The sequence below is a fragment of the Roseomonas mucosa ATCC BAA-692 genome (assembly GCF_000622225.1).
GTDB lineage: Bacteria > Pseudomonadota > Alphaproteobacteria > Acetobacterales > Acetobacteraceae > Roseomonas > Roseomonas mucosa.
Genome location: NZ_JHWD01000017.1, coordinates 64517 through 74724, shown reverse-complemented (window position 1 = coordinate 74724; position 10208 = coordinate 64517). Strand labels below are relative to the sequence as shown.

9 protein-coding genes are annotated in these 10208 nt (G+C 69.4%); 5 read left to right on the top strand and 4 right to left on the bottom strand.

Annotation, left to right across the window (positions count from 1 at the left end):
- Positions 1-226 precede the first annotated feature (226 nt).
- Both BT98_RS0115340 and BT98_RS0115335 read right to left on the bottom strand, forming a co-directional pair.
- A complete protein-coding gene (locus tag BT98_RS0115340) occupies positions 227-994 on the bottom strand; it encodes an SDR family oxidoreductase (protein WP_019461008.1) in 768 nt (255 codons plus the stop codon).
- Positions 995-1025: 31 nt separating this feature from the next.
- The gene (locus BT98_RS0115335) at positions 1026-1745 is read right to left on the bottom strand and encodes a GntR family transcriptional regulator (protein ID WP_019461007.1); all 720 of its coding nucleotides are present in this window, start codon (positions 1743-1745) and stop codon (positions 1026-1028) included.
- A 77-nt stretch (positions 1746-1822) separates the two neighbouring features.
- Between BT98_RS0115335 and BT98_RS0115330 the strand changes: the two genes are divergently transcribed.
- The 5 genes from BT98_RS0115330 to BT98_RS0115310 all read left to right on the top strand — a co-directional run bounded on the left by BT98_RS0115330 (position 1823) and on the right by BT98_RS0115310 (position 8458).
- The gene (locus BT98_RS0115330; protein WP_019461006.1) at positions 1823-3076 is read left to right on the top strand and encodes an ABC transporter substrate-binding protein; all 1254 of its coding nucleotides are present in this window, start codon (positions 1823-1825) and stop codon (positions 3074-3076) included.
- Positions 3077-3152: 76 nt separating this feature from the next.
- A complete protein-coding gene (locus BT98_RS0115325) occupies positions 3153-4028 on the top strand; it encodes a branched-chain amino acid ABC transporter permease (RefSeq protein WP_019461005.1) in 876 nt (291 codons plus the stop codon).
- Positions 4029-4038: 10 nt separating this feature from the next.
- Entirely contained in the window at positions 4039-6603 is a 2565-nt protein-coding gene (locus BT98_RS0115320; protein ID WP_019461004.1) for a branched-chain amino acid ABC transporter ATP-binding protein/permease, read from the top strand.
- A 2-nt stretch (positions 6604-6605) separates the two neighbouring features.
- On the top strand, positions 6606-7526 hold the full coding sequence (locus BT98_RS0115315) for a 3-hydroxyacyl-CoA dehydrogenase (protein ID WP_037251074.1): 921 nt from the start codon (positions 6606-6608) through the stop codon (positions 7524-7526).
- 2 nt (positions 7527-7528) lie between these two features.
- Positions 7529-8458 carry a BKACE family enzyme gene (locus BT98_RS0115310; RefSeq protein WP_019461002.1) on the top strand — a complete coding sequence of 310 codons (930 nt, stop codon included), beginning with the start codon at positions 7529-7531 and terminating at the stop codon, positions 8456-8458.
- A gap of 97 nt (positions 8459-8555) precedes the next feature.
- Here the strand turns inward: BT98_RS0115310 and BT98_RS0115305 are convergent, their stop codons facing one another.
- Both BT98_RS0115305 and BT98_RS0115300 read right to left on the bottom strand, forming a co-directional pair.
- Entirely contained in the window at positions 8556-9920 is a 1365-nt protein-coding gene (locus BT98_RS0115305; RefSeq protein WP_019461001.1) for an LLM class flavin-dependent oxidoreductase, read from the bottom strand.
- Positions 9917-10138 carry a hypothetical protein gene (locus BT98_RS0115300; protein WP_019461000.1) on the bottom strand — a complete coding sequence of 74 codons (222 nt, stop codon included), beginning with the start codon at positions 10136-10138 and terminating at the stop codon, positions 9917-9919. The genes BT98_RS0115305 and BT98_RS0115300 overlap by 4 nt, the downstream gene beginning before the upstream one ends.
- Positions 10139-10208 lie beyond the last annotated feature (70 nt).

Sequence of the window (10208 nt, the reverse complement as noted above, 5' to 3'; positions counted from 1 at the left end):
CCCCCCACACACAAGCACGCCACATACCCCCGCACGCGCACCCAGCAGCGCGGACAAAAGAAGTATGCCGTGTTCCAGCCCCAACCACAGGGGCGCCGTATCTTCTTTCTTTCGGCAACCCCGCGTTTCCGTCTGTCCCCGAGGGCCAGGCCGCAAGTCCCGGGCTTGAGGACCAACGGCTGGCAGCACTTTTTCCCCGGACCGCCAACAGAGCGACGCCTGAACATCAGGTCAGCATGCGCGTATCGCCATCCACGGAGATAGCCTGTCCGGAAATGGTGGCGCCGCGGCGGCTGCAGAGGAACAGGATCTGGTCTGCGAGCTGGCGCGGTGTCACGTAGTCCTTGATCGAGGTGTAGGAGAAGGCGATCCGCTCCATCTCTGCGAAGCCGATGCCGCGCTGCTGTGCCTTGGCCTCCAGCACGCGGCGTTGCCGGTCGCCGGCGACGAGGCCGGGCAGGATGGCGTTGACGCGGATGCCGGCCTCGCCGAGCTCGATGGCGAGAGATCTGGTGAAGCCGATGACGCCCCATTTCGCCGCCGCATAGGGGCTGCGGAAGCCGAAGCCGAACTTGCCCGCGGCCGAGGACAGGTTGACGATCGAGGCGTTGCCGCTCTTGCGCAGATGCGGGACGGCCAGCCGGGCGCAGTTGAACTGGCTGGTCAGGCAGACCTCGATGCAGCGGTCCCAGTCTTCCGGGTGGATCTCCTCCACGGCGCCGGTCGGGCCTGCGATGCCGGCATTGTTCACCAGCACGTCCAGCCCGCCGAGTGCCGCGATGGCCGAGTCGAAGAGTGAGGCCACTTGCGCGCGGTCGGCCACATCCGTGACCTGATGCCCAACGCCCTCGGGCAGGGTGGCGAGTCCCGTCGCATCCACGTCGCAGGTGAAGACGCGCGCACCTTCCTCGGCAAAGGCCTCCACGATGCTGCGCCCGATACCCGCAGCACCCGCCGTCACCAGCACGCGCAGCCCGGTCATGCCCAGGTCCATTCTTCTCTTCCTCCCTATCCGGCGCCGGACGCTAGCCTTCCGGCAGGCGGCCATGCGCGATGATGAAATCCGCCGCGTCGCGGATATCGGCCGCGATGGCGGCTCTCGCGCCCGCGGCATCGCCCGACTCGATCGCCGCCAGTGCCTCGGCATGGCGCCGCAGCGCCGAGCCCTGGCGCACCCGCTCGGGATGTTCCCGTAGGTCGAGGTTCAGCACCGGCCCGGCCTTCAGCCAGAGCCGCGCGATGATCTCCTGCAGCGGCAGCAGCGAGGCGGCACGATAGATGGTGAAGTGTACGTCACGGTTCAGCGCGACGAGGCGCACGCGGTCCGGCTCGGCTTCCTCCGCCATCAGGCGGAAGGCGCTCTCCGCCATGCGGATCGCGGCCAGGGCCTCGGCGCTGCGATGCTTGGCGGCGCGGGCGGCGGCCAGGCCCTCCACGGCCATCCGCGTCTCGGCCAGGGCCTCGAACTCGCTCCGGCTCATCAGTGGCACCCGGATGGCGCGGCCCGGCGTGACCTCCAGCGCCTGCTCCGCCACCAGCCGGTTCACCGCCTCCCGCACCGGCATCACCGAGACGCCGAGCGCCGCGGCGCTGTCGCGCAGAGACAGCCTTTCGCCGGGACCGAGCTGGCCCGAGGCCAGGAGTTCCGAGAGCGCGGCATAGACGGTCTCGCCCAGGGTGCGCCGGGCGAGGGGGGAAAGGTCGGCAAGAACCGCGGCGGAGGTCATGAAGGAGAGACTGGACAAGGGCTGATGCTTTCGGCAAGCTAACTGTGATCACAGATCACAACAAGGGCCGCAGAGCCCTGTTGAGGGAAAAGACAATGTCCAAGAACGTGCTCCTCCCACGTCGTGGCCTGCTCGTGGCCGGCGCGGCGACGCTCCTCCCTGTCACCCTGGCCCGCCCGGCGCTGTCGCAGGGCCAGCCGGATGTTATCCGCATCGGGCACCTGACGCCGCGCACCGGCTTCCTGGGACCGCTCGGCGAATTCGCGGTGCAGGCGGTGCAGCTCGCCACCGAGGAGATCAATGCCGGCGGCGGCATCAACGGCCGCAAGGTCGAGGTTCTGTACGAGGACAGCGTCAACCCGCAGACCGCATCGGCCAAGGCCGAGCGGCTGACGCAGCGCGACAAGGTCGCCTGCATCGTGGGCGAGATCAATTCCGCCTCGGCGCTGGCCATCGGGCAGGTGGTGCAGCGGGAGAAGGTGCTGTTCATCAACACCGGCGCCAATTCCGACGCGCTGCGCGGCTCCGACTGCCAGCGCTTCATGTTCCACACCGAATCGCAGAACACGATGATGGTGCGGACCGCGGGCAATGCGATCCTCCAGCAGGGGCTGGTGAAGGGAAAGAAGTACTACGCCCTGACCGCCGACTATGCCTTCGGCCATGACCTGCTGCGCGTCGCCAGGAAGTTCCTCGGCGAGAACGGCGCCACGGCGGCGGGCGAGGACCTCGTGCCGACCGAGCTGACCGACTTCTCGCCCTTCCTGCTGAAGATCCGGCAGGCGCGGCCGGATGTGGTGATCGGCAACCTGGCCGGTGCGCAGGTCACGAACTTCCTGAAGCAGTACAGCGAGTTCGGGCTGAGCTATCCGGTCGCGGGCTTCGGCTTCGACATCGCGCTGGCCTGGGGCGCCGGGCAGGGCAACTTCCTCGGCACCTGGCCGGTGGTCTGGCACCACATGCTGGAGGCGCCCTCCGCCCGGAAGTTCGCCGATGCCTATCGCGCCAAGTGGAAGAAGCCGCCGGAGAACCAGGGCTGGAGCGACTACACGGCGATGAAGGTCATCGCGCAGTCGATGAACGAGCTGAAGTCCATCGAGCCCGCCAAGGTGGTCGAGCACCTGGAGAAAGGCGCGAAGTTCGACATCTCCAAGAGCCGCGAAGGCTATTTCCGCGCCTGGGATCACCAGTTGATGATGGAGATGTACGCCATCACCGCGCTGCCGCCGGATCAGGTGAAGAACCAGTACGACATCTTCAAGCCGGATGGCAGCTTCCCCAAGCCCGACGAGAGCCTGGAAAGCATCGCCACCAATCGGGCGGAGAACGCCTGCTCCTTCCCGGCCTGAGCGCCGTCACAGGCCGCGCCCGCCCCGACCCGGGCCGGCGCGGCGTCCCGCGTGACCATCTGGGGAAGCACGGACCATGGAACTCGTCTTCGTGCTGGAGCAGGTCCTCAACGGCCTGCTGATCGGCGCCTATTACCTGCTCATCGCTCTTGGCCTGTCGCTGATCTTCAGTCTGGGCGGCATCGTCAACCTCGCGCACGGCGCCTTCTACGCCATCGGCGCCTATCTGGCCGTGGCGCTGACGCCCACCATCGGCTTCGGTGGCGCGCTGGTGGTCTCGCCCGTGGCGGTGGCGCTGCTCGGCCTGCTGGTGGAACGCTTCATGCTCCGCCGCTTCTACCGCGGCGACCCGATCCTGAGCCTGCTGCTGACCTTCGGCCTGGCCATGGTGGCGGAACAGGCGCTGCGCATGGTCTTCGGCGCCGCGCCGTTGCCCTTCTCGATCCCGCTCTGGCTGCGCGGGCAGGTCTTCATCGGCGACTTCATCTATTCCAAGTACCGGCTGATCATCCTGGGCGTCGCCGTGCTCTGCGTCGCGGGGCTCTGGCTGCTGCTGACGCGCACGCCCTTCGGCCGCGTGGTGCGGGCGGGGGTGCAGAACCCGGACATGGTCGCGGCGCTGGGCATCTCGCTGAAGCCCTACATGACCGCGGTGGTGATGATCGCGGTCGGGCTCGCCGCCCTGGCGGGGACGATGATGGCGCCGGTGACCGGCGTGACGCCGACCATGGGCGCGGAGATCCTGACCTTTGCCTTCGTCGTGGTGGTGATCGGCGGCCTCGGCTCCTTCTGGGGCGTCGTGGTGGCGGCGCTCATCGTCGGCGTCGTGCGCGGCCTCGCCGCCTACTACTTTCCTCCGGCCACCGAGGCCTCCGTCTATCTGCTGATGGTCCTTGTCCTGCTGCTCCGCCCGCGCGGCCTGCTGGGCGAGCGCATCCAGCGCTTCGAGTGAGGTCCCCGTGATGCCCCTCGACACATCCTCCACCCTGAATCCGCCGGAAACCGTGCGCCGCCCCGGCGCCTCCGGTCCGCTGGCGCAACTGCTGGCGGCGGGCGCCATGCTGGTGGCTCTGCCCTTCCTGATGGAAGCGATCGGCCTCACCATGACCACCGCCACGGATGTGGTGGTCTTCGCCATCGCCGTGATGGGGCTGAACATCCTGGTCGGCTGGACCGGGCTGGTCTCCTTCGGCCATGGCGCCTGGTTTGGCATCGGCGCCTATGCCGCCGCGCTGCTGCAACGGCATTTCCTGCCCACGGACATGCTGCTGCCGGGCCTGGGCGCGCTGGTTATCGTGGCCGCGGCCTCGCTGGTCGCGGGGGCGCTGATCCTGCGGCGGCGCGGCGTGTACTTCTCGCTGTTGACGCTGGCCTTCACGGCGATGCTCTTCGCCATCGCCTTCCGATGGACCGACCTGACCGGCGGCGAGAACGGGCTCGGCAACGTGCGGCGCTATGCGGCGCTGGACAATCCCTATGCCTATTACGCCGTCGTCGCGGTGGTCGCCTTCGCCGTCCTGATTGGCCTCTGGCGCCTGCGCCGCGCGCCGCTCGGCACGGTGCTGGTGGCGATCCGCGAGAACGAGCAGCGCGCTGGCTTCATCGGCTACGGCACCAACCGCTACAAGCTGGTGGCTTTCGCTGTCTCGGCCACGATCACCGGCCTGGCCGGGGTTCTCAGCGTCTACAACCACCGCTTTGCCTCGGCCGATCCCATCGCCATCGCCTTCTCGGGCGAGCTGCTGGCCATGGTGGTGATCGGTGGCATGCGTTCCTTTCTGGGGCCGGCCATCGGCGCGCTCTTCTACATCCTGTTTCGCGAGTTCCTGAGCATCTACACGGCGAACTGGCTGCTGATCTTCGGCCTGCTCTTCGTCGGCTTCATCCTCTTCTCGCCGGACGGGCTGGTGGGCATCGGCAAGCGCCTGCTGAAGCCCTTCCGGCGCGAGGCCACGGAGGGCGCCGCCATGTCCGCCCGCCGCGCCGGGGCAAGCGGCCGCATTCCTGGCCGCTTCATCCGCGAAGGCGGCACGGCGGGGCCGGTGCTGTCCGCCGAGGCGATGCGCAAGAGCTTCGGCCCGGTGAAGGCGGTGCAGGGTGTGTCCTTCGCCGTGGAGGACCGGCGCCTGCACGCGCTGATCGGCCCGAACGGCGCGGGCAAGACCACGGCCTTCAACCTGCTTTCCGGCATGTTCCCGCTGGACGAGGGGCGGGTGATGCTGGACGGGCAGCGGGTGGACGGCATGGAGCCGCATGCCATCACCCGGGCCGGGCTGGGCCGCAGCTTCCAGATCACCAACCTCTTCCCCGGCCTGTCGGTGGAGGAGAACATCCGCCTCGCCGTGCAGGCGCGGCACCCCGCGCGCTTCAACGGCTGGCGCGACGCGGAGGCCATCCCCGAGCTGCGCCAGGACACGGAGGAGCTGCTGCGCTGGACCGGCCTGTCCGGCGTGGAGCGGGCGGAGGCCGGCAGCCTCTCCTATGGCGGGCAGCGCCTGCTCGACATGGGGCTGGCCCTGGCCACGAAGCCGCGCATCCTGCTGCTGGACGAGCCGCTGGCTGGCCTCGCCGCGGCGGAGCGGGAGCGCGTGGGCGACCTGATCAAGTCGCTTTCCGCCGACATCCCCGTGCTGCTGGTGGAGCACGACATCGACCGTGTCTTCCGCATGGCGGACCGGGTGACGGTGATGGCCGACGGCGCCGTGCTGGTGGACGGCACGGTGGAGCAGGCGCGCGACGATGCGCGGGTGCAGGCGGTCTATCTCGGCTCCGGCGCCGATGCCGTGGCCGCGAAGCCGCGTGTCAGCGCCGCGACGGAACGTGACCTGCTGGTGATGGAGAAGGTCAATACCTTCTACGGCAAGTCGCACATCCTGAACGACGTGTCGCTGACGGTGCGGCAGGGGGAGATCGTCGCGCTGCTCGGCCGCAACGGCGCGGGCAAGTCCACGCTGCTCAAGACGCTGATCGGCACGGCGCGCCCGGCCTCCGGCCGGATCGTGCTGGGCGGCGACGAGATCGCGGGCCTGTCGCCGGACCGGATCGCCCGGCGCGGCATGGGCTTCGTGCCGCAGGGGCGCGGCCTCTTCGCCGGCATGACCGTGGGCGAGAATCTGGGCCTCGGGCGCCTGAAGCGCCTGACCGGCGCGGGCGTGCACTGGGAGGAGGAGCGCGTGCTCGAATTCTTCCCCCGGCTGCGCGAACGCTGGAACGTCGCGGCGGACCGCCTTTCGGGCGGCGAGCAGCAGATGGTGGCGGTGGCCCGGGCGCTGTCCGGCGACACGCGGCTGCTGCTGCTGGACGAGCCCTTCGAGGGCCTTTCCCCGGCGGTGACGGAGGAGCTGTTCGAGTGCTTCGACCGGCTGCGCCAGGAAGTCTCGATCATCATCGTGGACCATCATCTCGACCTCGCTCTGGCCCTGTCGGACCGGACCGTGGCGCTGGAACGCGGCGCGGTGCAGTGGCTGGGTGAATCCCGGCTGCTGCGCGAGGACGAGGAACTGCGACGGAAGGTGCTGTGGCTGTGAGCATGCGTGTCTGCATCGCGGGAAGTGGGCTGATCGGCCGCGCCTGGGGAATGATCTTCGCCCGGGCGGGCTGGGAGGTCCGGCTCTGGGACCCGGTAGACGGGGTGGCGGAGAAGGCCCGCGCCCTTTGCGCCGAGGGGCTGCGCAATCTGGCGGAGCACGGGCTCTGCCAGGACCCGGAGGGCGCCGCCGCCCGCATCCAGGCGGCCCGCGATCTCGCCGCCGCACTCGACGGCGTGGATTTCGTGCAGGAGAACGGGCCGGAGGTTCTGGAGGTGAAGCGGGCGCTGTTCCGCGAGCTCGACGCCCTGGCGCCGCGCGGGGCCATCATCGCCTCCTCCTCCTCCGCCATCCGCTGCTCGCTTTTCACCGAGGACCTGCCGGGGCGGCCGCGCTGCCTGATCGGGCATCCGGTGAACCCACCGCACCTCGTGCCGGTGGTGGAGATTTCCGGCGCCGAATGGACCGATGCCGCCGTGGTGACGCGGGCGCGGGAGATCTACGATTCCATCGGACAGGTGCCGGTCACGGTGCTGAAGGAGATCGAGGGCTTCGTGCTCAACCGGCTCCAGGGCGCGCTGCTGGCCGAGGCCTTCCGGCTGGTCGAGGAAGGCTATGTCACCCCCGAGGACCTGGACCGCACGGTGGCGGACGGGCTCGGCCTGCGCTGGAGCTTCCTCGGCCCCTTCGCGACCATCGAGCTGAACGCGCCGGGCGGCATTCCCGACTACTGCGCCCGCTACACCGGCTTCTACCGCCGCCTCGCCGCCGATCCGGCACCGCCGGAGGTCTTCGGCGAGGCGAGGACCGCCGAGATCATGCGGCAATGGCCGCGACGTGACGACCTGCCGGAGCGGATGCAGTGGCGCGACGCACGCCTCGCCGCCTTGCGGGCGCACAAGCAGGAACAGGAGAGACGCTGAGCATGGCCACCAAGCGCAAGGTCATCATCACCTGCGCCGTCACGGGCGCGATCCACACGCCGAGCATGTCGCCGCACCTGCCGGTCACGCCGGAGGAGATCGCCGAGGCGGCGGTCGGCGCCGCAGAGGCCGGGGCCGCCATCGTCCACCTGCATGCCCGCAACCCTGAGACCGGGGAGCCGGACCAGACGCCGGAGGCCTTCGCGAAGTTCCTGCCGGTCATCAAGCAGCGCACGAACTGCGTGGTGAACCTGACCACCGGCGGCGCGCCGACCATGAGCATCGAGGAGCGCGTCCGCCCCGCCGCGACCTTCAGGCCGGAGGTCGCCTCGTTGAACCTGGGCTCGATGAATTTCGGCCTGTTCGGGATGCTCGACCGCTTCAAGGACCTGAAGCACGAGTGGGAGCGCAGCTACCTCGCCAACAAGGACATCATCTTCCGCAACACCTTCGGCCAGATCGAGTACATCCTGACCACCTGCGCCGGCAACGACACGCGCTTCGAGTTCGAGTGCTATGACACCGCGCATCTCTACAACCTGAAATACTTCTTCGACCGCGGGCTGGTGAAGGCGCCGCTCTTCATCCAGACGGTCTTCGGCCTGCAAGGCGGCATCGGCGCGCATCCGGAGGACGTGATGCACATGAAGCGCACCGCCGACCGGCTCTTCGGCGACAACTACCGCTGGTCCGTGCTTGGCGCCGGGCGCAACCAGCTTCCCATCGCGGCCATGGCGGCGGCCATGGGCGGCAATGTCCGCGTCGGGCTGGAGGACAGCCTCTGGGCCGGGCCGGGCAAGTACGCCACCAGCAACGCGGAGCAGGTGCGGCTGGCGCGGCAGATCATCGAGGGCCTCGGCCTGGAGATCGCCTCGCCGGACGAGGCGCGGGAGATCCTGTCGCTCAAGGGCGGGGACCGCGTGGGGTTCTAGGTGTCCCCGGGGGAAGGCGCCGCCTTCCCCCGATACCCCCATCCGCCAGGACGCTGTGCGCCCTGGACCGGGTTCGTTGGCTCCTGTTGACGCCGGATCATGCTGGAAAGCGATACCCCGCCGCCGGATGCGGCGAGGCGAGGCGCGGCCCGGCGCCGAACAGCTTCTCGCGCAACGTCCCGGGCGCGTAGGCGTGCTTGAAGGCGCCGCGTTCCTGCAGGACGGGCACGACGCGCTCCACCACCGCCTCCAGGCATTCCGGGACCACGGTGCGGGACAGGTTGAAGCCGTCTACATCGGCCTCCTCGACCCAGCGGATCAGCGCCTCGGCCACCTGTTCCGCCGAACCCACGATGGGCGGCTGGCGGCTGCCCAGCACGAACTGGTCGATCAGCTTGCGCTTGGTCCAGACCGGGCCGGCGGCACGCTTCGCGGCCTCGACATTGGACTGGATGGCCTGGGTCGGCCCGGCCTCGATCGGCTCGTCCATGCCATAGCGGGCGAAGTCGATGCCCAGCGAGGCCGAGGCATGGGCCAGGGCCCCCTCGACGCTGGCATGGCGGCGGTAGTCCTCCAGCAGGTCGCGCGCCTCGGCCTCGGTGCGGCCGACCACCAGCGTGGCGCCGACCAGCACCTTCAGCGGCCGTTCCGCCGCGCGGGCGCGCAGGTCGGCGACGAGCTGCGCCACGGCCGGCTTCGCGCCGCCATTAACGAAGACGCATTCCGCATGGCGCGCGGCGAAGCGGCGTCCGCGGTCGGAGGCACCGGCCTGGAACAGCACCGGCGTGCGCTGCGGCGAGGGTTCCACCAGATGCGGAGCGTCGAGCCGGTACTGCGCGCCTTCGTGCCGCACGTGGCGCACGCGGGCGGGACTGGCATAGAGGCCCGCCGCCCGGTCCGCTCGCACGGCATCGTCGGCCCAACTTCCCTCCCACAGCTTGTAGACGAGTTCCATGTATTCGTCGGCGAGGTCATAGCGGTCGTCATGCGCCATCTGCGACGCCATCCCCATGGCGCGCGCCGCGCTGTCGAGATAGCCGGTGACGATGTTCCAGCCCGCGCGCCCCTGCGTCAGGTGGTCCAGCGTGGAGAAGCGCCGCGCGAAGAGATAGGGCGCCTCGTAGGCGAGGTTGCAGGTGATGCCGAAGCCCAGGTGCCGCGTGACGCCGGCCATGGCCGGCACCAGCATCATCGGGTCCAGCAGCGGCACCTGCACCGCGCCGCGCAGGGACGCATCGGGGCTGTGGCCATACACATCGTAGATGCCCAGCACATCGGCGAGGAACAGCCCGTCGAACAGCCCGCGTTCCAGCGTCTGCGCGAGGCGCATCCAGTGGTCGAGCCTGAGATAATCCGTGGAGCGGTCGCGCGGATGCGTCCACATCCCCTGCTGGATATGCCCGACACAGGCCATGTCGAAGGCATTCAGGACGATCTGGCGCCCCGCTTTGGCTTGGCTCACAGGTAGCGGCCCCGTTCCAGGATTTCGAGCGTGTATTCGCGGTAGGTCATGCCCAGCTCCTCGGCCCGGGCCAGGCGGCGCAGCGCGATCTCGCGCGGCGGCGTCTTCCAGGCCTTCTTGTGCGCCCTGCGCCAGAGATGCAGCCGGCCCGAAGCGCCGGGATCGGGCTCCTCCAGGGGCGGACCGCCATTGTGGCCGATCGGGGCGAGTGGGATCATGCGATCCCGTCCTTCGGGCGATGGGCCATGGGGTATTGCGTCATCCGGCTGGATCGAGGCGGCTGGTCAC